At 67.9% G+C, this 20,927-nt stretch carries 23 protein-coding genes; all 23 read left to right on the forward strand.

The genetic code is table 11. The annotated features are described in order from the left end of the window. Window positions 1-145: 145 nt before the first annotated feature. The 23 genes from ON04_RS15195 to ON04_RS15305 all read left to right on the forward strand — a co-directional run bounded on the left by ON04_RS15195 (window position 146) and on the right by ON04_RS15305 (window position 20,908). Window positions 146-1,201 (forward strand): FtsX-like permease family protein, encoded by a 1,056-nt coding sequence (locus ON04_RS15195; protein ID WP_010542500.1) that lies wholly within the window; start codon window positions 146-148, stop codon window positions 1,199-1,201. Window positions 1,202-1,281: 80 nt separating this feature from the next. Further along, window positions 1,282-2,034: an ABC transporter ATP-binding protein gene (locus ON04_RS15200; RefSeq protein ID WP_010542501.1), complete on the forward strand. Its 753-nt coding sequence runs from the start codon at window positions 1,282-1,284 to the stop codon at window positions 2,032-2,034. Window positions 2,035-2,191: 157 nt separating this feature from the next. Then, window positions 2,192-3,532 carry a histidinol dehydrogenase gene (gene hisD, locus ON04_RS15205; RefSeq protein WP_010542502.1) on the forward strand — a complete coding sequence of 447 codons (1,341 nt, stop codon included), beginning with the start codon at window positions 2,192-2,194 and terminating at the stop codon, window positions 3,530-3,532. After that, a complete protein-coding gene (locus ON04_RS15210; RefSeq protein ID WP_010542503.1) occupies window positions 3,529-4,665 on the forward strand; it encodes a histidinol-phosphate transaminase in 1,137 nt (378 codons plus the stop codon). The genes hisD and ON04_RS15210 overlap by 4 nt, the downstream gene beginning before the upstream one ends. Next, a complete protein-coding gene (gene hisB / locus ON04_RS15215) occupies window positions 4,662-5,285 on the forward strand; it encodes an imidazoleglycerol-phosphate dehydratase HisB (RefSeq protein ID WP_010542504.1) in 624 nt (207 codons plus the stop codon). Before ON04_RS15210 ends, hisB begins: the two co-directional genes overlap by 4 nt. 7 nt (window positions 5,286-5,292) lie before the next feature. Beyond that, the gene (locus ON04_RS15220; RefSeq protein WP_010542505.1) at window positions 5,293-6,540 is read left to right on the forward strand and encodes an MFS transporter; all 1,248 of its coding nucleotides are present in this window, start codon (window positions 5,293-5,295) and stop codon (window positions 6,538-6,540) included. Next, window positions 6,537-7,202, forward strand: a complete 666-nt coding sequence (gene hisH / locus ON04_RS15225) for an imidazole glycerol phosphate synthase subunit HisH (protein WP_010542506.1) — start codon at window positions 6,537-6,539, stop codon at window positions 7,200-7,202. The genes ON04_RS15220 and hisH overlap by 4 nt, the downstream gene beginning before the upstream one ends. 22 nt (window positions 7,203-7,224) lie before the next feature. Beyond that, window positions 7,225-7,485, forward strand: coding sequence for a hypothetical protein (locus ON04_RS15230; RefSeq protein ID WP_010542507.1), 261 nt, complete (start codon window positions 7,225-7,227; stop codon window positions 7,483-7,485). 5 nt (window positions 7,486-7,490) lie between these two features. Next, window positions 7,491-8,240 carry a bifunctional 1-(5-phosphoribosyl)-5-((5-phosphoribosylamino)methylideneamino)imidazole-4-carboxamide isomerase/phosphoribosylanthranilate isomerase PriA gene (gene priA, locus ON04_RS15235; RefSeq protein ID WP_010542508.1) on the forward strand — a complete coding sequence of 250 codons (750 nt, stop codon included), beginning with the start codon at window positions 7,491-7,493 and terminating at the stop codon, window positions 8,238-8,240. Between the two features lie 55 nt (window positions 8,241-8,295). Next, window positions 8,296-9,210, forward strand: coding sequence for an inositol monophosphatase family protein (locus tag ON04_RS15240; RefSeq protein WP_010542509.1), 915 nt, complete (start codon window positions 8,296-8,298; stop codon window positions 9,208-9,210). Window positions 9,211-9,217: 7 nt separating this feature from the next. After that, the gene (hisF, locus tag ON04_RS15245) at window positions 9,218-9,991 is read left to right on the forward strand and encodes an imidazole glycerol phosphate synthase subunit HisF (protein WP_010542510.1); all 774 of its coding nucleotides are present in this window, start codon (window positions 9,218-9,220) and stop codon (window positions 9,989-9,991) included. A gap of 8 nt (window positions 9,992-9,999) precedes the next feature. Continuing rightward, window positions 10,000-10,341, forward strand: coding sequence for a phosphoribosyl-AMP cyclohydrolase (hisI, locus tag ON04_RS15250; RefSeq protein ID WP_010542511.1), 342 nt, complete (start codon window positions 10,000-10,002; stop codon window positions 10,339-10,341). 4 nt (window positions 10,342-10,345) lie between these two features. After that, the gene (locus ON04_RS15255) at window positions 10,346-10,525 is read left to right on the forward strand and encodes a tautomerase family protein (RefSeq protein ID WP_010542512.1); all 180 of its coding nucleotides are present in this window, start codon (window positions 10,346-10,348) and stop codon (window positions 10,523-10,525) included. Next, window positions 10,522-12,063 carry an anthranilate synthase component I gene (locus tag ON04_RS15260; RefSeq protein WP_010542513.1) on the forward strand — a complete coding sequence of 514 codons (1,542 nt, stop codon included), beginning with the start codon at window positions 10,522-10,524 and terminating at the stop codon, window positions 12,061-12,063. The genes ON04_RS15255 and ON04_RS15260 overlap by 4 nt, the downstream gene beginning before the upstream one ends. Further along, window positions 12,060-12,704, forward strand: coding sequence for a TIGR02234 family membrane protein (locus ON04_RS15265; protein ID WP_238529349.1), 645 nt, complete (start codon window positions 12,060-12,062; stop codon window positions 12,702-12,704). Before ON04_RS15260 ends, ON04_RS15265 begins: the two co-directional genes overlap by 4 nt. A 98-nt stretch (window positions 12,705-12,802) precedes the next feature. Then, on the forward strand, window positions 12,803-13,615 hold the full coding sequence (gene trpC / locus ON04_RS15270; RefSeq protein WP_010542515.1) for an indole-3-glycerol phosphate synthase TrpC: 813 nt from the start codon (window positions 12,803-12,805) through the stop codon (window positions 13,613-13,615). A 67-nt stretch (window positions 13,616-13,682) separates the two neighbouring features. Then, window positions 13,683-14,978 carry a tryptophan synthase subunit beta gene (gene trpB, locus ON04_RS15275; protein ID WP_010542516.1) on the forward strand — a complete coding sequence of 432 codons (1,296 nt, stop codon included), beginning with the start codon at window positions 13,683-13,685 and terminating at the stop codon, window positions 14,976-14,978. Beyond that, window positions 14,975-15,766 (forward strand): tryptophan synthase subunit alpha, encoded by a 792-nt coding sequence (gene trpA, locus ON04_RS15280; protein ID WP_010542517.1) that lies wholly within the window; start codon window positions 14,975-14,977, stop codon window positions 15,764-15,766. The genes trpB and trpA overlap by 4 nt, the downstream gene beginning before the upstream one ends. Next, on the forward strand, window positions 15,763-16,668 hold the full coding sequence (lgt, locus tag ON04_RS15285; RefSeq protein ID WP_010542518.1) for a prolipoprotein diacylglyceryl transferase: 906 nt from the start codon (window positions 15,763-15,765) through the stop codon (window positions 16,666-16,668). The genes trpA and lgt overlap by 4 nt, the downstream gene beginning before the upstream one ends. Before the next feature lie 46 nt (window positions 16,669-16,714). Next, on the forward strand, window positions 16,715-18,133 hold the full coding sequence (pyk, locus tag ON04_RS15290) for a pyruvate kinase (protein ID WP_010542519.1): 1,419 nt from the start codon (window positions 16,715-16,717) through the stop codon (window positions 18,131-18,133). 174 nt (window positions 18,134-18,307) lie between these two features. Next, window positions 18,308-19,027, forward strand: a complete 720-nt coding sequence (locus ON04_RS17250; RefSeq protein ID WP_010542520.1) for a M23 family metallopeptidase — start codon at window positions 18,308-18,310, stop codon at window positions 19,025-19,027. 139 nt (window positions 19,028-19,166) lie between these two features. Further along, window positions 19,167-20,252, forward strand: a complete 1,086-nt coding sequence (locus ON04_RS15300; protein WP_010542521.1) for an S-(hydroxymethyl)mycothiol dehydrogenase — start codon at window positions 19,167-19,169, stop codon at window positions 20,250-20,252. Next, on the forward strand, window positions 20,249-20,908 hold the full coding sequence (locus ON04_RS15305; protein ID WP_010542522.1) for an MBL fold metallo-hydrolase: 660 nt from the start codon (window positions 20,249-20,251) through the stop codon (window positions 20,906-20,908). Before ON04_RS15300 ends, ON04_RS15305 begins: the two co-directional genes overlap by 4 nt. The last annotated feature ends 19 nt before the right edge of the window (window positions 20,909-20,927 follow it).

Below are 20,927 nucleotides of genomic sequence, written 5' to 3' on the forward strand. Positions count from 1 at the left end.
CTAGTCGCTGCGGGACACACCGGCATCCATCGAAAGGTTGAGGCCCGCGTCAACCTTTCGGTCCCGCGCAACCAACCCGACGGCCGATCCGAAACGCCGCTCACCCGACGAGGCTTGGGGTACACCTTCACGAGAGGAAACCCAGATGTTCTTCGCACTGCGTGACCTGCGCACCGCCCGGTGGCGCTTCGCCCTCATCACGGGCGTCGTCCTGCTGTTGTCCGTCCTGGTCGCCGGACTGCTCGGCCTCACCGCAGGCCTGGCCAACCAGAGTGTGTCCGCGCTCCGGGCACTCGGCTCAAACGACTCCTCGTTCGTCCTGCCCGCCGACGAATCCGGTCCCGTCGATATCGACCGCGCCGCCCTCACCGACGAGCAGATCGCAGCCGTCACCGAGTCGGACCCCGCTGCGGTCCCGGTGGGTATCGCCCGCATCAACCTGGACGACGGCACCGAGACGGGGGTCTCCGCCGTCGCCGTGGGCCTGGCCGCACCCGTGGGATCAGTCACGCCCCCCGCGGGGGGAGAGGTCCTGGTCTCCGACGGGATCGACGACGAGATGGGCTCGGACGTCCGGTCAATCGGTATCGACGGCGACCAACTCCCGGTCGCCGGCCACGCGGGTGACCTCTGGCATTCGCACAGCCCGGTCGTGGTGACCGACCTCGACACCTGGCGCGATCTCGCCCCGCGCGGCGGGCCCGCCACGGCCATGGCCGTGGGCGTCGACGCACTGGACTCCGGACTCGTCGCCGACGGCTCTGGCCTGGCACTGGTCGACGGCGACGGGCTCGTGGGCGCCCTTCCCTCACATCGCGCCGAGAACACCTCGCTCAACACCATGACCTACATGCTGCTGGCCGTGACCGCGCTGGTCGTGGGTGCGTTCTTCGCCGTGTGGGGCATGCAGCGTCGCCGCGACGTCGCCGTGCTCAAGGCACTCGGGGCGTCCACCGCCGCGGTGGTTCGCGACTCGATCGGCCAGGCCGGGATCGTGTTGACGGTCGGAGTGGGCGGCGGGGTCGCGATCACCGCGGCGCTCGGACTCGTGATGGCCGGCGCCGTGCCGTTCGTGGTGTCCGCCGGCACGACTCTGCTCCCGGCCGCGATCCTCGCCGTGCTCGGTCTGGCCGGGGCAGCTATCTCACTGCGGCCCGTCGTGACCGCCGATCCCAACTCCGCTCTGGGGGCGGCGCGATGAGGCCGCTCACCGCCAGCCGGGCCACGCCCTCGTCGTCGTCCTCACACAACCCGTTTTTCGACACCCCAAGGAGAACCGCAATGGCCACCGCCACAGTCACCGACAGGATCAGCAGCCGCTTCGACAAGCCTGGCAGCGCGGGCCCCGCGCTCCGGCTCGAGGACGTGCTGCTCACCTACCCTGACGGCGAGGGACGCGTTACCGCCGTCGACCACGTCAGCGTGGACATCGAGCGCGGTCACAGCCTCGCGGTGACCGGACCATCAGGTTCGGGCAAGTCGAGCCTGCTCGCGGTTGCCGCCACGCTGACCCGGCCCGACTCCGGACAGGTCTGGCTCCGGACCGCGGACGCGCTCGTGAACCTGGCAACAGTCGACCGCGCCCGCGCCGCCGAGCTACGGCGCACCGAGATCGGGATCGTGTTCCAGCAGTCCAATCTGATCGAATCGCTCACCGCGCGCGAACAGCTCGAGGCGATGGTCTGGCTGGGCTCCAGGCCGTCGCGTCAGACGCGCCGTGACGCGCGCCGACGGGCCGACGAACTGCTGGACGTGGTGGGACTGGGTGGCGCGGCCGGGCGCTCGGTCGGTGCGCTCTCCGGTGGACAGCGTCAGCGGGTCGCCGTGGCTCGCGCGCTCATGGGGGAGCCGTCCCTACTGCTGGCCGACGAGCCCACCAGCGCGCTGGACTCGGAGTCCGGGGAGGCCGTGATGGACCTGCTGCTGGATACCGCCCGCGAGTTCGACGTGGCCCTGATGCTGGTCACCCACGACGCGCACAACGCCGCTCGGTGTGACGACCAGGTGAAGCTGGTCGACGGCGCGGTCGTATGACGGGTGATCCGGCCGAGAGGTCGGTGTCGGGGTGGGCCGGACACCCTGTCAGGTGTGCCGGATAGCAGCGAACGAGGGCGCAACTAGACTGTCCCGAGGCGGTCGCAAGCCCATCAGTGCGCTCGGCGATCCCGTGATCCCTAGGAAAGGCCACGCCATGCTCTCCCGCATCGACCTGCGCGGTCGCACACTCGGCACCGCTGAGTTGCGCCGCACGCTCCCGCGCGGTGCCGCCGACATCGACTCCGTGGTCGACACGGTGCGCCCGGTGGTCGAAGCGGTCCGCGACCACGGCGTGGCCGCGGCACTCGAGTACGGCGAGAAGTTCGACGGCGTCCGCCCCGAGACGGTGCGTGTACCCGCACACGTGATCGCCGAGGCGGAGGAGAATCTCGACCCCACGGTTCGCGCAGCCCTGTCCGAGGCGATCCGACGCGCACGCATCGTCCACTCGGCGCAGCGGCGCAGTGACACGGTCACGGAAGTCGCACCCGGCGGCTTCGTCACCGAACGCTGGGTACCGGTCGAGCGTGTGGGTCTCTACGTCCCGGGCGGTAAGGCCGTCTACCCCTCCAGCGTCATCATGAACGTGGTGCCCGCCCAGGTCGCGGGCGTAGGATCGCTCGTCGTTGCCTCGCCACCCCAGTCTGACTTCGGCGGTTGGCCCCACCCCACCATCCTCGGTGCGTGCGCACTGCTCGGCGTGGACGAGGTGTGGGCGGTCGGCGGCGGTCAGGCCGTGGCTCTACTGGCGTACGGAGGGGAGGACACGGATGGTGAGGTCCTCGAGCCGGTCGACATAGTCACCGGGCCCGGCAACGTCTACGTCACCGCCGCCAAGCGCCTGTGCCGCAGCGTGGTGGGCATCGACTCCGAGGCCGGACCCACCGAGATCGCGGTCCTCGCGGACAATTCCGCGGATCCCGTGCACGTGGCCTATGACCTCATCAGCCAGGCCGAGCACGACCCGAACGCCGCCAGCGTCCTGGTGACCGACTCCGAGACGTTCGCCGATGCCGTGGACCGCGAAGTCGAGGCGCGGTACGAGGTCACCCTCAACTCCGACCGCGTGCGCGAGGCGCTGGAGGGCCCACAGTCCGGAATCGTTCTGGTCGACACGATTGAGGTCGGCCTCCGGGTGGTAGACGCCTATGCCGCGGAGCACCTTGAGATCCAGACCCGCGACTCCGCAGGCCACGCCGCCCGCGTGCGCAACGCCGGTGCGATCTTCGTGGGCGCCTACTCGCCGGTCCCACTAGGCGACTACGCCGCCGGGTCCAACCACGTCCTTCCCACCTCCGGCACCGCCCGCCACTCCTCGGGCCTGAGCGTGCAGACGTTCCTGCGTGGAATTCATGTCGTGGACTACGACATGGCGGCGCTCAAGGAGGTCGCCCCCGCGGTGGTCGCTCTGGCTGACGCCGAGCGGCTGCCCGCCCACGGTGAAGCCGTACGCGCCCGATTCGAGGACCTCTCTGCAGGGGATGATGCCCTGTGACCGCACCACGCCCCGGCGTGGGGCTCGGAGCTCTCCCACTGCGCGAGAACCTCCGGGGTCGCAGCGCCTACGGGGCACCTCAGCTCGATGTACCCGTGCAGCTCAACACCAACGAGAACCCGCACCCGCCCAGTGCGGAACTGGTGGCGGACATCGCCGCCGCGGTCTCCGTCGCAGCCGCGGAACTGAACCGTTATCCCGACCGCGACGCGGTGGGCCTGCGCAGCGATCTGGCGGATTACCTGACCGCGCAGACCGGCGTTCCACTGGACGTCGACATGGTGTGGGCGGCCAACGGCTCTAACGAAATCCTGCAGCAGCTACTGCAGGCATTCGGCGGACCCGGTCGCAGCGCGATGGGCTTCGTCCCCAGCTACTCGATGCACCCGATCCTTGCCGCCGGCACCGACACCGAGTGGATCCCGGTGGAGCGCGCCGCGGACCTGTCCATCGACGTGGACGTGGCTCTGGCCGCGCTCGCCGAGCACCGGCCCGACGTGCTGTTCGTCACGACCCCCAACAACCCCACCGGACACACAGTTGAGCCGGAACAACTTCGCCAACTGCTCGACGCGGCTCCCGGGATCGTGGTGGTGGACGAGGCGTACGCCGAGTTCTCGCCCTCGCCGAGCGCCTGCACCCTGCTCGCGGAGTTCCCCACGAAGCTCGTCGTCTCCCGGACCATGAGTAAGGCCTTCGCCTTTGCCGGCGGTCGGCTCGGGTACTTCGCTGCCGACCCGTCGTTCGTGGAGGCAGTGCTGTTGGTCCGGCTGCCGTACCACCTGTCGATGGTGACGCAGGCTTCAGCCAGGGCAGCCCTCCGACATGCCGAGGAGACACTGGCGTCCGTCGCGCTGCTGGCCGACGAACGCAAGCGGGTCACCGCCGGACTCGAGGAGCAGGGTTACGGGGTACTGCCCAGCGAGGCCAACTTCGTGCTGTACGGCCCGTTCACCGACGCCGCCCGCGCGTGGCAGCGGTACCTTGACGCCGGTGTCCTCATCCGCGACGTCGGCATTCCCGGTCGACTTCGTGCGACCATCGGGCTGGAGTACGAGAACGACCGACTACTGCAGGTGAGCGCCGAACTGGCGGCTGACGAGATCGAACCCCGAACCGAGGAGACACCATGAGCGAGCAGGCCACACGGGTCGGTCGCGTCGAGCGGACGACCAAGGAGTCGTCGATCGTCGTGGAGATCAACCTGGACGGGACCGGTCAGACCGACATCTCCACAGGAGTGCCGTTTTTCGATCACATGCTCACCGCCTTCGGCCAGCACGGGGCCTTTGACCTGACTGTCCGTGCGACCGGCGACATCGAGATCGAAGCGCATCACACCGTCGAGGACACCGCCATCGTGCTGGGTCAGGCCCTCGGCCAGGCATTGGGCGACAAACGCGGTATCCGCCGCTTCGGTCAGTGCTCGCTGCCCATGGACGAGGCGCTCGCCGAGGCGATCGTCGATGTCTCCGGGCGGCCCTACTGCGTCCACAGCGGTGAGCCAGAGATGATGGAAGGGTATGTCGTGGTGGGGCACAACAGCGCGCCCTACGGCACGGTTCTCAACCGTCACGTCTTCGAGACCCTCGCCTACAACGCCCGGATCGCGCTGCACGTCGTGGTCCACTACGGCCGGGACCCGCACCACATCACCGAAGCTGAGTACAAGGCGGTGGCCCGCGCTCTGCGCGCGGCGACCGAGCCCGATCCGCGGATCACGGGCATCCCGTCCACCAAGGGCGCACTGTGATGCCGGCGTGACAGCGACGGTCAATAGTTCGGGGGCGTTCTCCAAGCTGGCCAGGACGCCCGGAGTCCCCGCGGCATTCGTCCTGGTTCTGCTTGCGTTCGGCGGTTTCTCGTTGCTGCTGCCCGTCGTTCCGCTGGCTGTGGTCCGCAGCGGAGGCAGCGAACTCGTCGCGGGTGCCACTACCGGCGTGTTCATGACGGTCACTGTGTTGTTCCAGCTGGTCACCCCACGCGCCACCTCGCGGATCGGCTACCGCTGGGTGCTGGCCATCGGCAGTGCCCTACTCGGGCTGCCCTCCGGCCTGCTCGCCGTGTCCGACTCGTCATTCGCCGTGCTGGCGATCAGCGGCGTCCGTGGGGCGGGCTTCGGCATGATGACCGTGGCGGGCTCGGCGCTCGTGGCCGAACTCGCCCCTCCGGGGATGCTCGGGCGCGCCACCTCCCTGATCGGTCTGGCGGTGGGCATCTCCGAGGCGATCTTCCTGCCGGTCGGCCTGTGGCTACTCGACCTGTTCGGTCTGCCGGCCGCGGCATGGAGCGCTACGGCGTTCGGTGTGGTGGGCCTGTTCGCGGCGTCCAGGCTGCCGCGGGTGTTCCCGGCGCCACCTGATGCGTCGGACACGTCCGTCCTGAGCAGCAAGCAGATCCTCGTGCTGCTCGCCGGTCCGTTCCTTGTGATGCTCGCGGTATCGCTGCCGTACGGCGCCGCGGCGTCGTTCCTCTCGCCAGCTCTCGATTCGATCGTCAACGGCAGCGGTGCCGTGGTTGCCGGTGTGGGCCTGGGGTTGCTCGGCGCCGGCGTCATCGTGGGCCGCACGTTCGCCGGACTCATCTCGGACCGTCGTGGCCCGGGCGCCCTGGTCTGGCCGGGACTGGGTGTCGCGTCCCTCGGAATGCTCGGCATCGCGGGCATGCTGTTCGTCGAAGCGAACCCGTGGTGGTTCCTCGCGCCGACCGTCGTCTTTGGCCTGGGGTTCGGTGCGGTGCAGAACGAGGCACTGGTCGGCTCGTTCGAGCGGATGCCGCGCTCCCGACTGGGTACCGCCTCCGCGTCGTGGAACATCTCCTTCGACGCGGGCACAGGTCTCGGCTCGATCGTCATGGGTGGCTTCGCAGGGTTCGGCTACGTCGTGCTGTTCACCGTCTCCGCCGGGATAGTGCTCTTGGTCGGTGGCCCGGCCGCGGTCGGCGCTCGTCGGACCCGGCCGGCACGAGATCTGGCCCTCGCCGACAGCAGCGATACGATGGATCCATGACGACACGGGCCACGCGCGTGGCACTCCTGGATTACGGCTCCGGAAACCTGCGGTCGGCGCACCGCGCACTGGAGAGTGTCGGGGCTCATGTCGAACTGACCTCTGACCCCCGCGTCGCCATCGAGGCTGATGCTCTGGTCGTCCCCGGTGTGGGCGCGTTCGCCGCGTGCATGAAGGGCCTTGAGGGGGTCAAGGGGCCACGGATCATCGGTGAGCGTCTCGCCGGGAGCCGACCGGTTCTGGGTATCTGTGTGGGTATGCAGGTGCTATTCGACCGGGGCATCGAGTTCGCCGATGGCCCGCATGACGACTCGTCCGGCGTCCCCGGCTGTGGAGAGTGGCCGGGGGTGGTCGACAGGCTCGAGGCGCCGATCCTGCCGCACATGGGATGGAACACCGTCGAACCCCCCGAGGACACGGTCCTGTTCGCCGGAATGCCGACGGACGAACGCTTCTACTTCGTCCATTCCTACGGTGTCCGCAAGTGGGTCATGGAGCCGTCGGATCACCTGAAGGCGCCGGGGGTCACATGGTCCAGGCACGGCGAACCGTTTGTCGCGGCCGTGGAGAACGGTCCTCTGATGGCTACCCAGTTCCATCCGGAAAAATCTGGAGACGCAGGGTTGCACCTGCTCGAGAACTGGATCCGCTCCATTGGCTAGGGCAGGGGACACCCCGGCCCCGGTGTCGTTCGCGACGCTTGCGATCGCCGTGACCGGGATCGGCGTGCTGGTCCTCGCACTCACTGCCGCGGCCACGGCGCTGCTCCCGCTCCCACCGGTCGGGCGGGCGATCGTGGCGCTGCTGGGGCTCGTGCTGACGATCGTGGCAATGGGCGTGGTGTCCAACCGTCTCACCGCCAGGGCGATCCGCGCCGAGTACGGGGACGAGCCCGAGGCTGAAGTGGGCGATGGCGATCGCCCCGTTACTGACGGACTAGGCTGACGGCCGTGACCAACGCTTCTTATCTCGAACTCCTGCCCGCTGTCGACGTCGCCGACGGGCAGGCCGTCCGTCTGGTCCAAGGTGAGGCAGGGACCGAGACCTCGTACGGTTCACCGCTGGATGCGGCACTGCAATGGCAGCGCGACGGTGCCGAGTGGGTGCACCTGGTCGACCTCGACGCGGCGTTCGGCCGGGGCTCCAATCGTGACATCCTCGCGGAGGTCGTGGGCGCACTCGACGTGAAGGTCGAGATGTCCGGCGGAATCCGGGACGACGCCTCGTTGGAAGCCGCATTGGCCACCGGCTGTGCCCGGGTGAACCTCGGTACCGCGGCGCTGGAGGACCCGGAGTGGTGCGCCTCGGCCATCGCCCGGTTCGGAGACCGCATCGCGGTGGGCCTCGACGTGCGCGTGATCGACGGTGATCCCAGGCTCCGCGGTCGTGGTTGGGTCTCTGACGGCGGAAACCTGTGGGAGGTACTCGAGCGCCTGGACAGGGACGGCTGCGCGCGGTACGTCGTGACGGATGTGTCCAAGGACGGAATGCTCGGCGGCCCGAACCTGGAGATGCTCTCCCAGGTGTGTGCGGCCACCGATGCGCCCGTCGTCGCCTCCGGCGGCGTCTCGTCGGTCGCTGATCTCGAGGCCATCGCCACCCTTGTGCCCCAGGGCATCGAAGGTGCGATCGTTGGCAAGGCCCTCTACGCGGGGCGTTTCACACTCCCCGAGGCACTGGCGGCCGTCAGCGTCCGCTGATCGCGCCCTGACCATCTGGTAGCCACGCAGCACGACCTCGAGCAGGAGGCCCGAGATGCACGATCAGACTGGAAATGTCCTGCCGACCAACCTCCCCGTCGACCCGGCTGAGGCGCTCGCGCTGGCCACCCGGGTCCTCGAGGACGTCACCCCCCGGTTCATCGAGGGTCTCGGGGCGAAGGGAGTGCAGAGCAAGGGCTCCCGCAACGACTTCGCCACCGAACTCGATCTGGAGCTTGAGCGGAAGATCTCAGGCGCACTCCGCGAGGGCACCGGCCTTGAGGTGCACGGTGAGGAGTATGGCGGCCCGCCGGTCAACGAGGGCACCCTGTGGGTGGTCGATCCGATCGACGGCACGGCCAACTATTCCCTGGGCATCCCCACTACGGGCATCCTGGTGTCGTTGGTGCACGAGCGCCAGCCGATTCTCGGCCTGACCTGGCTGCCGCTGCTCGGCATGCGCTTCACCTCCGTCGCCGGCGGGCCGCTCCAGGAGAACGACCGGGAGCTGCCGGCATTGGCCGACGTCTCGATCCGCGACGTCGGTGTAGGCCTCGGTTCACTCAATACCGGTGCCCGGGCCACCTATCCGCCGGCTTATCGCCGCGAGGTGCTCGAGCGGTTGACCCTCGATTCCGCGCGCACCCGCAAGTTCGGTTCCACCGGCGTCGACCTGTCGTTCGTCGCATCTGGTCGGCTGTCCGCCGCGGTGAGCTTCGGTAACCACGCGTGGGACAACGCGGCGGGCGCCTCTCATATCCGAGCGGCGGGCGGCGTCGTCACCGACCTCGCCGGTGAGCCGTGGTCGGTCGAGTCGCAGTCCATTCTCGCAGCGGGGCCGCGGGCCCACGCCGAGGTACTGGACAGGATCACGCAGCTCGGTGATCCCTACAACTTCTCCGAGGCGGGGCGCCGCCGTAGTACCCCGGAACCCGAGAGCCGGCGCCCGTGGCTCGACAGCGGAAGGTGAACCGAGCATGACACTCGCCACCAGAGTCATCCCCTGCCTCGATGTCGACGCGGGACGCGTGGTCAAGGGAGTCAACTTCCTCGATCTGCGCGATGCCGGAGACCCCGTCGAGCTGGCCGCCGCCTATGGCGAGCAGGGAGCTGATGAGCTCACGTTCCTCGACGTGACTGCCTCCTCTTCGGGCCGCGGGACCATGATCGACGTGGTCAAACGCACCGCGGAGCAGATCTTCATCCCGCTCACGGTGGGCGGCGGCGTGCGGTCCGAGGAGGATGTGGACCAGTTGCTCCGTGCCGGGGCGGACAAGGTCAGCGTCAACACCGCGGCCATCGCCCGTCCCGAGCTGCTAGGCGAGCTCAGTCGTCGCTTCGGTTCCCAGTGCATCGTGTTGTCCGTGGACGCCCGCACCGTTCCGCCGGGGTCTGACCCCACCCCGTCCGGTTGGGAGGTCACCACGCACGGTGGTCGTCGCGGGACGGGGATCGACGCGGTCGAATGGGCGCGCCGCGGCCAGGACCTGGGAGTGGGGGAGATCCTGCTCAACTCGATGGACGCCGACGGCACTAAGGCCGGATTCGACCTGGCGATGCTCCGTGCGGTCCGCGAGGCCGTGAGTGTCCCGGTGATCGCCTCGGGCGGTGCGGGTGCCGTCGAGCACTTCGCTCCGGCGGTCCACGCCGGGGCCGATGCGGTACTGGCGGCCAGCGTCTTCCACTTCGGTGAAATGACCATCGGTGACGTAAAAGAGGCGCTCGCTGCTGACGGGGTGACCGTCCGGTGAGTGATCACATGTTGGATCCGGCCATCGCGGACCGGCTGACCCGGAACGCCGACGGGTTGGTCGCGGCCGTCGTGCAGGACGCCACATCGGGCCGCGTGCTCATGATGGCCTGGATGGACGACGCATCCCTGGCAGAGACTCTCGCAACGAGGCGCGGCGTGTACTTCTCGCGCTCGCGCGGGCAGCGGTGGGTGAAGGGTGAGACGTCCGGTCACGTGCAGCACGTGCGTGGCGTTGAAATCGACTGCGACGGCGACACCGTCCTGCTCAGGGTCGACCAGACCGGGGCCGCATGCCATAAAGGCACCTTCAGCTGCTTCGACACCGCCACGCTCCTCGAGGAGGACTGAGTTAGTGCCCTTCATCCAGATCAATCAGCTCGACGGGATGGACGCCGCCGGTAAGGCGCGCGTCATCGAGGCGGTCACGGCCGCCTACGCGGAATCCACGGGCAAGGACCCCGCCAAGGTGTGGGTGCATGTCAACGACATGGCCCGTGACTCCTTCGGGATCGGCGGCAAGGCCGTCGGATGAGCACCGAGACCACCACTTTCGAACAGTTCCGTGCGTTGGCCCGGGGCCATCGGGTCGTGCCGGTGGTACGGACGGTGCTGGCGGACTCCGAGACCCCGCTGTCTGCGTACGTCAAGCTCGCGGATGACCGCCCGGGGACCTTCCTACTGGAATCCGCCGAGCACGGCCGGTCGTGGTCGCGGTGGTCTTTCATCGGGTGTGGGGCCGCGGCCGCGCTGACCGTCGACCAGACGGGAGAGGCGACCTGGTGGGGCCACGTACCTGCGGGCGCTCCCACCGGCGGTGATCCTTGGGACGCGCTCCGCCGCACTCTGGAGCTGCTCCGTACCGATCAGATCGACGGGCTGCCCCCGCTGACGTCCGGAATGGTCGGCTACGTGGGTTACGACACGATCCGTCGTCTGGAGCGCATCGAGCCGGACACGATCGACGATCTCGAGGTCCCCGAGCTGGTGCAGTTGCTCGCCACGGACCTGGCGGCGTTCGACCACCATCAAGGTCGGATCCACCTGATCGCCAACGCCGTGAACTGGGACGGAAGCGATGAGCGGATCGAGGAAGCGTATGCCGACGCCGTGCGGCGTGTGGATTCGATGACCGCCCGGTTGGCAGCCCCGGGAACGGGTGGGGTGAGCGTTTTCGACACGCCCACGCCGCAGATCCGCCGAAAGACCGACCAGGCGACCTATCACTCGCGGGTCGCGAACATCATCGAACAGATCTACTCGGGTGAAGCGTTCCAGGTGGTGCTCAGCCAGCGCTTTGAGATGGACACGCAGGCCTCGCCGCGGGATGTCTACCGCATCCTGCGCACCACCAACCCCAGCCCGTACATGTTCCTCATGACGATCCCGGACGGGACCGGGGAGGACGGCTTCGGCGGCACGGCGTTCACGATCGTCGGTTCCAGTCCGGAGGCGCTGGTGACGGTGCAGGACGGGACCGCCATAACCCATCCGATCGCCGGGACGAGGCCACGGGGTGACGACGACGACCACGACGTGCTGCTGGCCAAGGACCTGGTGGAGGACGCCAAGGAGAATGCGGAACACCTCATGCTGGTCGACCTCGGACGCAACGACCTGGGCCGGGTATGCGAGCCCGGCACCGTGGTGGTGACCGAATTCCGCCAGGTGGAGCGGTACAGCCACGTGATGCATCTCGTCTCCACGGTGACGGGGCGCCTGGCGGACGGGCGTACCGGTCTCGACGCGGTGGCGGCATGCTTCCCGGCGGGGACCCTGTCGGGGTCGCCCAAACCGCGCGCGTTGCAGATCATCGAGGATCTCGAGGACACGCGCCGCGGGGTGTACGGCGGTGTGGTGGGCTACGTGGACTTCGCGGGCAACACCGATCAGGCCATCGCGATCCGGTCCGCGGTGATCAAGGACGGCACGGCCTACGTCCAGGCCGGCGCGGGCATCGTCGCGGACTCGGTCGCGGCCTCGGAGGACGAAGAATGCCGAAACAAGGCGATGGCGGTCCTCAGAGCCGTAGCGGCGGCGGAGACCCTGCGAGACGCGGGGACGACCCGGTGAGCCGTCGAGTGCGACTGCAGGCGCCGATGATCCTGCTCGTGATCGCCGCGGTGCTGCTGTGGGTGGCCTCGCGAATGGTGTGGCTGGACGTTGTTGCGTTCAACGACCAGTCGGGTGAAGCCCGCCGCGCACTGTCGGGCGGGGACTGGCAGCCCGCACTGGTTCCGCTGGCCCTGGGTTCCCTCGCCGCGATCGCGGCGGTGGCGCTTGTACGGGGGGTGGCGGCGAGGGCCGTCGGCGCCGTTATCGCGTTACTCGGTGCGGCTACCGGGACACTGATGTTCTCGTCGCTCGGCGACGTCGATCAGGACCGGGTGCACACCGTGATCACCAGCGACGAGGGACAGGCCCGCACCGATGCGGGGCCGGGCGCCCAGGGTTCCGAGTCTGTCCCGCAGTGGTCGAACGTCACGGAGGTCTCGACCAGATCCCCGGGCCCGGTCCTCACTGGAGTGGGTGCCGTGGCGCTGCTCGCTGCCGGGCTCGTCGTGATGATCTGGCCCGCACGACCGGTGGAGCGCGACGGGCGTTACGTCACTCCCGCTGCCCGTCGTGAGGAGGCTGCCGCAACCGGTGAGGGGGACGGCGAGGGTCGAGACCTGTGGCGTGAACTCGACGACGGCCGCGATCCGACCGGCTGAAGCCGTAGCCGGTGGGACCGAATTCGGGAACCCCGACGCGGACCTATATTGTTGATGTCGATCACACTTTCCGCCCCAACAGCTCAAGGGAGGTCTCGGTGGGTACCGTTCTCGACTCGATTCTCGACGGGGTCCGCGAGGATGTCGCTGCCCGCGAGGCGGTCCTCGACTTCGCATCGGTCAAAAAGGCCGCGCAGTCGGCCTCCGAACCGCTCGACGCGCTCAAGGCGCTGCGCGAACCCGGTGTAGGTGTGATTGCGGAGGTCAAGCGCGCGAGCCCGTCAAAGGGTGCGCTCGCCGACATCCCCGATCCCGCTGTATTGGCTCGCATGTACGAGGAGGGTGGCGCCCGCGTCATCTCCTGCCTCACCGAGGAGCGCCGTTTTCACGGGAGCCTGGCGGATCTGGACGCTGTGCGTCGTGCGGTGGACATCCCGGTGCTACGCAAGGACTTCGTGGTGGGCCCGTATCAGATCCATGAGGCCCGCGCCCACGGTGCGGACCTGGTGCTGCTGATCGTGGCCGCCCTGGAGCAGGAAGCACTGGTGTCGCTGCTGGACCGCACGGAGTCGCTGGGTATGACGGCGCTGGTGGAGGTCCACACCGAGGAGGAAGCCGACCGCGCCCTCGAGGCCGGCGCCACCGTGATCGGTGTCAACGCCCGCAATCTGAAGACGCTGGAAGTCGACCGCGACGTGTTCTCCCGCATCGCACCGGGTTTGCCGTCGGACGTGGTCAAGATCGCCGAGTCCGGAGTTCGGGACGCCTCTGACCTCCTCGCGTATGCGAGCGTCGGCGCGGACGCGGTTCTCGTCGGCGAAGGGCTCGTGACACAGGGTGATCCTCGTGCGGCATGCAACGCGCTGGCCACGGCGGGCGCCCACCCCTCCTGCCCGCAGGGACCCCGCTAAGTCCCTGCGCCCGGCTTCCGGCAGACTGGGAGCTGTGAATTCCAAGGATCTTTCGTCACTGCCCACGATGGGGGACGTGCTCCGGACCACCACCGGACATGAGCCCGACCACCGGGGCCACTGGGGGCCGTTCGGGGGACGCTTCGTCCCCGAGGCACTGATGGCTGTAGTGGACGAGGTGACTGACGCCTACGCCAAGGCCCGCGCGGACGAGGAGTACCTCGCCGAGCTGGACAACCTGCAGCGGCACTACTCGGGTCGCCCCTCGCCGCTGTACGAGGCTAAGCGTTTCGGTGCGGAGATCGGCGCACGCGTCTTTCTCAAGCGCGAGGACCTCAACCACACCGGTTCGCACAAGATCAACAACGTCCTCGGTCAGGCATTGCTCGCCGTGCGTATGGGCAAGACCCGTGTGATCGCGGAGACCGGAGCCGGTCAGCACGGAGTCGCGACCGCGACCGCGTGTGCGCTGCTCGGACTCGAGTGCAAGGTCTACATGGGCGCGGTCGACGTGCGTCGTCAGGCTCTCAACGTGGCGCGGATGCGGCTGCTCGGGGCGGAGGTCGAGGCCGTCGAGGTCGGGTCCGCCACGCTGAAGGACGCCATCAACGAAGCCATGCGCGACTGGGTCTCGCGAGCAGACGATTCCTATTACGCTTTTGGTACCGCCGCCGGCCCCCACCCGTTCCCGTCGATGGTGCGGGACTTCCAGCGGATCGTAGGCACCGAAGCGCGCGCGCAGATCCTCGATCAGGCCGGCCGACTGCCGGATGTCGCGGTGGCGTGTGTGGGCGGGGGGTCCAACGCGATTGGTCTGTTCCATCCGTTTCTCGACGACGCCTCGGTCCGGCTCGTGGGTTGCGAAGCCGGCGGCGACGGGGCGAAGACCGGCCGCACGGCGGCCACGATCAACGCCGGCCACCCGGGCGTCTTCCAGGGTTCCTACGCGCACCTCATGCAGAACGACGACGGTCAGACGATCGAGTCGCATTCGATCTCGGCGGGCCTAGACTACCCGGGGGTCGGGCCCGAACACTCACGTCTGGCGGATATCGGTCGGGCGGAGTACCGGCCGATCACCGATACCCAGGCGATGGACGCGTTCGCCCAGCTGAGTCGCTCGGAGGGGATCATTCCCGCCATCGAGTCGGCCCACGCGGTCGCCGGAGCCGCCCAGCTCGCTGCCGAGGGAATGGACCTGATCCTGGTCAACATCTCCGGCCGTGGGGACAAGGATGTGGACACCGCCGCCCGGTGGTTCGGTCTGCTCGACGGGGGGACCCCGCCCGAGGCCGGGGTGGATTCGAGCCAGGGCGTCGACGACGGCGACGGCGATTACGCGGACGGGGGAGTCGAGGGATGAGCGTTCTCAGTGACGTCTTCACACGGTGTCGGAGCGAGAACCGGGCAGCACTCATCGGGTACTACCCGGCCGGGTTCCCGACCGTGGAGGGCTCGATCGCCGCTGTGCGCACGATGGTCGCGAACGGCTGCGACATCGTGGAGGTGGGCATTCCCTACTCGGACCCCATGATGGATGGCCCGACGATCCAGGCCGCGGCGGACACCGCCATCGCGGCCGGCTTCCGGGTCCGGGATACTTTTGATGTTGTGCGGGCAGTCGCCGACGCCGGAGCGGTGCCAGCGGTCATGAGCTATTGGAACCCGATACTGCAGTACGGCGTGGATCGCTTCGCCGCCGACCTGGCCGCCGCCGGGGGAGCCGGGGTCATCACCCCGGACCTGATCCCCGAGGAGGCGCAGGAGTGGATCGCGGCCACTGACGCCCACGGGATCGATCGGGTGTTCATGGTTGCGCCGTCGTCGACTCCGGAACGCCTGGCCATGACGCTGGAACGGACCGGGGGTTTCGTCTACGTCCAGGCAGTCATGGGCGTCACCGGGGCCCGAGACGTCGTGACCGAAGCGCCCAAGGTGTTGACCGCCCGGGTCCGGGAGGTCTCGGATCTCGCGTGTGGTGTGGGCCTCGGTGTCCGCAATGGTGAACAGGCCGCTGAAATCGCCGCGTATGCCGATGGCGTGATCGTGGGCTCGGCGCTCATCACCGCCGCGAATGAGGGGCTGGGTGCGCTGGGCCGACTCACGGCAGAACTGGCTGACGGAGTCCGGCGGAAGGGTGCGGGCTCGTGATCCCGAGTCCGCCGCAGGGGGTCTGGGAGATCGGACCGCTTCCCCTGCGCGCCTATGCCCTGTGGATCATCCTCGGCATCGTCGTGGCGATCTGGTGGGGCGAGAAGCGCTGGGTTTCCCGGGGTGGCCGAGAGGGCGTGGTAATCGACACAGCCTTGTGGGCCATCCCGTTCGGACTGATCGGTGGCCGTGCCTATCACGTGGCCACCGACTGGTACCGCTACTTCGGCGAGGGCAAGAACCCGGTTGACGCTCTGAAGATCTGGGACGGTGGGCTGGGGATCTGGGGCGCGGTCGCCCTCGGCGCCCTCGGCGCCTACATCGGGCTGCGTCAGCAGGGCATCCGTGCGATCGGAGCCTTCGGGGACTCGGTGGCGCCGGGCATCGTCCTGGCGCAGGGGATCGGCCGTCTGGGTAACTATTTCAACCAAGAACTCTACGGTCGCCAGACCGACGTCCCCTGGGCCCTGGAGATCTACCAGCGCTACGACGAGACCTACGGTTACTCCGAGACCATCGGTCGCTCCACCGGTCAGGTGTTGGCGACAGTCCACCCGACGTTCCTCTACGAACTGTTGTGGAACGTCCTCGTGGCCCTCATCCTGGTCCTCATCGACCGTCGTCTCAAGCTGGGTCACGGACGAGTGTTCGCGCTCTACGTGGCCCTGTACTGCTTCGGTCGGTTCTGGGTGGAGCTGCTGCGCGCCGACTCGGCCACGATGGTGTTCGGTCTCCGGATCAACACCATCGTCTCCATCGTGGTGATGCTCGCCGCGCTCATCTATTTCTGGCGCGCCCGGCGTGGTCGCGAGGATCCCTCCGAGCTGCGACCTCTTGGCGAGAATCCGGATTCAGTAGAGAACATTTCCGGTGAGGATGCACCCCCGTTGACCGATCGTTGACGTTGGGTTCACCAGCCGCGCGGCTGAGGGGACTAGATTGGTGAGAGTGAACCGTCGTACCAAGATCGTCTCCACCCTGGGCCCCGCCGTCGCCTCCGAGGACGGCATCCGTGAACTCGTCGATGCGGGCATGGATGTCGCCCGCCTCAACTTCAGCCACGGGGAACACGCCGACCATGAGGCCAACTACCGCTGGGTCCGCAAGGCCGCGGAGGAGACCGGGCGAGCCGTGGGCGTGCTCGCCGACCTCCAAGGCCCCAAGATCCGCCTCGGTCGCTTCATCGAGGGCCGCCACGAGTGGGAAGAGGGCGACCGTGTGGCCATCACCGTCGCCGACGTGGAGGGCACCAAGGAACGAGTCTCCACCACGTACAAAGGATTGGCGCAGGACGCCAAGCCTGGGGACCGCCTCCTCGTCGATGATGGCAACATTGGCCTGACCGTCGAGAAGGTCGTCGGCGACGACGTCTTCTGCATCGTTACCGAGGGTGGGACCGTCTCGAACAACAAGGGAGTTTCCCTCCCTGGCATGAACGTCTCGGTTCCGGCGCTGAGCGAGAAGGACATCGCGGACCTGCGCTTCGCTCTCGACCTGGGCGTGGACTTTATCGCCCTGTCCTTCGTGCGGTCCCCGGCAGACGTGGATCTCGTGCACGAGATCATGGACGAAGTCGGGATGCGGGTCCCGGTCATCGCGAAGCTGGAGAAGCCGGAGGCAATCAAGAACCTCGAGTCGATCGTGCTGGCCTTCGACGCGATCATGGTGGCCCGTGGTGACCTGGGCGTGGAACTCCCGCTGCAGGAGGTCCCGCTGGTTCAGAAGCGAGCCATCCAGATCGCACGCGAGAACGCCAAGCCGGTGATCGTAGCCACGCAGATGCTCGAGTCGATGATCAGCAATTCCCGCCCCACCCGCGCGGAGGCCTCCGACGTGGCCAACGCGGTCCTCGACGGCGCCGACGCGGTCATGCTGTCTGGCGAGACCTCAGTGGGCAAGTACCCCATCGACTCGGTGCGCACCATGTCGTCGATCTGTCTGGCCGTGGAGTCGGACTCGACCGCTGCACCGGAACTCGTACACATTCCGCGTACCAAGCGAGGAGTCATCTCCTACTCCGCCAAGGAGATCGGTGAGCGGCTGGGCGCCAAGGCCCTCGTCGCCGTGACCTCGACCGGCGACACGGTGCGACGCCTGGCCCGCCTGCACAGTCCCCTGCCTCTCATCGCCATCACTGCCGACTCCCGCATGCGAAACCAGCTCTCGTTGACGTGGGGGGCCGAGACCTTCCTCACCGACCGCATCAACGACACGGCGGATATCGTCAAGGCGACGGACGAGATGCTGCTACCTCTCGACGGCTACAACGAGGACGATCTCATCGTGCTGGTGGCGGGGAATGTCCCCGGCGTCGAGGGGTCTACCAACTTCATCCTGGTGCACCGAATGGGCGAAGTGGACCACTGATAACCGTCAGATAACGGTTCGCAAGCGCCGGTGAGCACATCGCTCACCGGCGCTTTTGCATATTTTTGTGCTTTCAACGTGACAGTGTCGAGACAATTCTGTTACATTTTTGGAGGCCACCGGGGAAACCGGTCGGCCCGCCGCTCCACCCAATCGACTTTGAGGTTTCCCCAGATGTCAGACGCCACTCGTATCACCTTCACCGAGCTCGCCGACCGACTCGGCGTGGAGGTCTCCAACCCGGCCGCCGGCCGCCATCGCGCGGTCCGCTCATCCCACGGCATGGGCAGGCTCGTCGCCGGCGCGGTCGCCGGTGCGGCGCTCTCCGGTGGCGCGGCCATGGCAGCCGCTCCCGTCGCCTCCGCCCAGTCCGCAGAGATCAATGTGGACCAGATCACCCAAATGGCGCAGGGCGCCATCGAGGGCATGGGTTTGACCGAGGCTCAGCTCCGGCAGTACGCCATCGATCCGGCAGCCGCACTCGGCTCCGTCGGCATCCCGTCCGTCGGTGGCGCGCACGCTCCGGCTCACGGACCCGTCACCTCAGGGTTCGCACACCGCTGGGGAACGTTCCACAACGGCACGGACATCGGAGCCCCGATGCACGCTCCGATGTACGCCGCCAAGTCCGGCACCGTCGTCGCGGCGGGCCCGGCCTCGGGTTACGGCCTCTGGATCCGGATCAAGACCGACGACGGCTACCTGCTCGAGTACGGACACAACCAGTCCGTGAACGTCTCGGTGGGACAACGAGTGACTGCCGGCCAGGTCATCGGCACCGTCGGCAACCGCGGCTACTCCACCGGCCCGCACCTGCACTTCGGTGTGCAGAACCCGGCCGGCCAGTGGATCGACCCGGTTCCGTGGCTCGCCGCCAACGGCGTCGTCGTCTGACCCGCAGCGCCCTTCTGAACCACAGCGCACCCCGTCTCCCCCTAGAGGGAGGCGGGGTGCAGTGCGTTGCATGGCCTCCGGGTCGCCTTCTCTGACACAGTGGGACGAGAGAGTCCTATACCAAGTCGAGAGGCGATCCATGTCGCAGACCGTCAAGGGCGTCATCGCCCGCAGCAAGGGGGCCGAGGTCGAACTCGTTGACATCGTGGTTCCCGATCCGGGCCCCAATGACGTCATCGTTCGGGTGCAGGCGTGCGGCGTCTGCCACACGGACCTGGCCTACCGCGACGGCGGGATCAACGACGAGTACCCGTTTCTCCTCGGGCACGAGGCGTCCGGCGTCGTCGAGACCGTGGGGGACCGGGTAACCCACGTTGCCGAGGGTGACTTCGTGGTCCTCAACTGGCGTGCGGTGTGCGGCGAGTGCCGCGCCTGTAAGCGCGGACAGCAGCAGTACTGCTTCGCCACGCACAACGCGTCGAAGGACATGACGCTCACCGACGGCACGGTGCTCACCCCCGCTCTGGGCATCGGTGCGTTCATCGACAAGACCCTCGTTCACGAGGGGCAGTGCACCAAGGTGGACCCTGCGGTGGACCCCGCGGTGGCAGGGCTGCTGGGTTGCGGTGTGATGGCCGGGCTGGGCGCGGCGATGAACACCGGTGGTGTGACCCGCGGGCAGTCCGTCGCCGTTATCGGCTGTGGCGGAGTGGGTATCTCGGCGGTCGCGGGAGCGCGCCTCGCCGGCGCGTCGACCATCATCGCCGTGGATGTGGACGACACCAAACTCGAATGGGCCCGTGATTTCGGCGCCACCCATGTCGTGAACTCGTCCAAAACTGATCCAGTGGCCGCGATCCAGGGGCTCACGGGAAGTTTCGGCGCCGATGTCGTGGTCGACGCAGTCGGCCGGCCAGAAACCTACGAGCAGGCGTTCTACGCGCGGGATCTCGCCGGCACGGTTGTCCTGGTGGGTGTACCCACTCCGGAGATGCGCCTGGACCTCCCGCTGCTCGACTTCTTCGGCCGCGGTGGCTCGCTCAAGTCCTCCTGGTACGGCGACTGTCTGCCCGAGCGTGACTTTCCAATGCTCGTCGACCTGCACCTGCAGGGTCGTCTCCCGCTGGAGAAGTTCGTCTCCGAGCGGATCGGCATCGACGCCGTGGAGGCGGCGTTCGGAGCCATGAAGTCCGGTTCAGTTCTACGATCGGTGGTGACGTTGTGAGTGAGATCTTTACCAGCGCCGGGTATGCCGGTGATCTGCGAATCGACAAGGTGGTGACGAGCGGCATCTTTGCGCTCGACGGCGGCGAGTGGGAGGTGGACAACAACATCTGGATCCTCGGTAATGACTCCGAGGTGTTCGTGATCGACGCCGCTCACACGGCCCAGCCGATCATCGATGCGGTGGCCGGACGCAAGGTCAAGGGCATCCTCTGCTCGCACGCGCACAATGACCACATCACCGTGGCGCCGGAGCTGTCCGAGAGGCTGGACGCGCCGATCCTGGTGCATCCGGGTGATCAGATGCTGTGGAACCAGACGCATCCCGAAGAAACCCACGGCGATCTGTCGGACGGGCAGCACCTGGAGATCGCGGGCACTCGCGTCGAGGTGATGAACACCCCTGGTCACTCGCCGGGATCGTGTGTGTTCCACGTCCCCGAGGCCGGGGTGCTCTTCTCCGGCGACACCCTGTTCTCCGGCGGGCCGGGCGCGACCGGTCGGTCTTACTCGGATTTCCCGACCATCATCACGTCGATCCGCGACCGCATCCTCACGCTGCCCGCTGAGACCCTCGTGCACACCGGTCACGGAGATGGCACCAAGGTAGGGGACGAATCCCCGCACCTGGAGGAATGGATCGCGCGCGGGCACTGAGCCGGTATGTGTTTGGCGC

This window comes from Dietzia alimentaria 72 (assembly GCF_000226215.1).
GTDB lineage: Bacteria > Actinomycetota > Actinomycetes > Mycobacteriales > Mycobacteriaceae > Dietzia > Dietzia alimentaria.

Coding starts and splice junctions, on each gene's coding strand:
- ON04_RS15195 (WP_010542500.1), top strand. CDS start 146: ATGTTCTTCGCACTGCGTGACCTGCGCACCGCCCGGTGGCGCTTCGCC.
- ON04_RS15200 (WP_010542501.1), top strand. CDS start 1,282: ATGGCCACCGCCACAGTCACCGACAGGATCAGCAGCCGCTTCGACAAG.
- hisD (WP_010542502.1), top strand. CDS start 2,192: ATGCTCTCCCGCATCGACCTGCGCGGTCGCACACTCGGCACCGCTGAG.
- hisB (WP_010542504.1), top strand. CDS start 4,662: ATGAGCGAGCAGGCCACACGGGTCGGTCGCGTCGAGCGGACGACCAAG.
- hisH (WP_010542506.1), top strand. CDS start 6,537: ATGACGACACGGGCCACGCGCGTGGCACTCCTGGATTACGGCTCCGGA.
- ON04_RS15240 (WP_010542509.1), top strand. CDS start 8,296: ATGCACGATCAGACTGGAAATGTCCTGCCGACCAACCTCCCCGTCGAC.
- hisF (WP_010542510.1), top strand. CDS start 9,218: ATGACACTCGCCACCAGAGTCATCCCCTGCCTCGATGTCGACGCGGGA.
- hisI (WP_010542511.1), top strand. CDS start 10,000: ATGTTGGATCCGGCCATCGCGGACCGGCTGACCCGGAACGCCGACGGG.
- ON04_RS15260 (WP_010542513.1), top strand. CDS start 10,522: ATGAGCACCGAGACCACCACTTTCGAACAGTTCCGTGCGTTGGCCCGG.
- trpB (WP_010542516.1), top strand. CDS start 13,683: ATGGGGGACGTGCTCCGGACCACCACCGGACATGAGCCCGACCACCGG.
- trpA (WP_010542517.1), top strand. CDS start 14,975: ATGAGCGTTCTCAGTGACGTCTTCACACGGTGTCGGAGCGAGAACCGG.
- ON04_RS17250 (WP_010542520.1), top strand. CDS start 18,308: ATGTCAGACGCCACTCGTATCACCTTCACCGAGCTCGCCGACCGACTC.
- ON04_RS15300 (WP_010542521.1), top strand. CDS start 19,167: ATGTCGCAGACCGTCAAGGGCGTCATCGCCCGCAGCAAGGGGGCCGAG.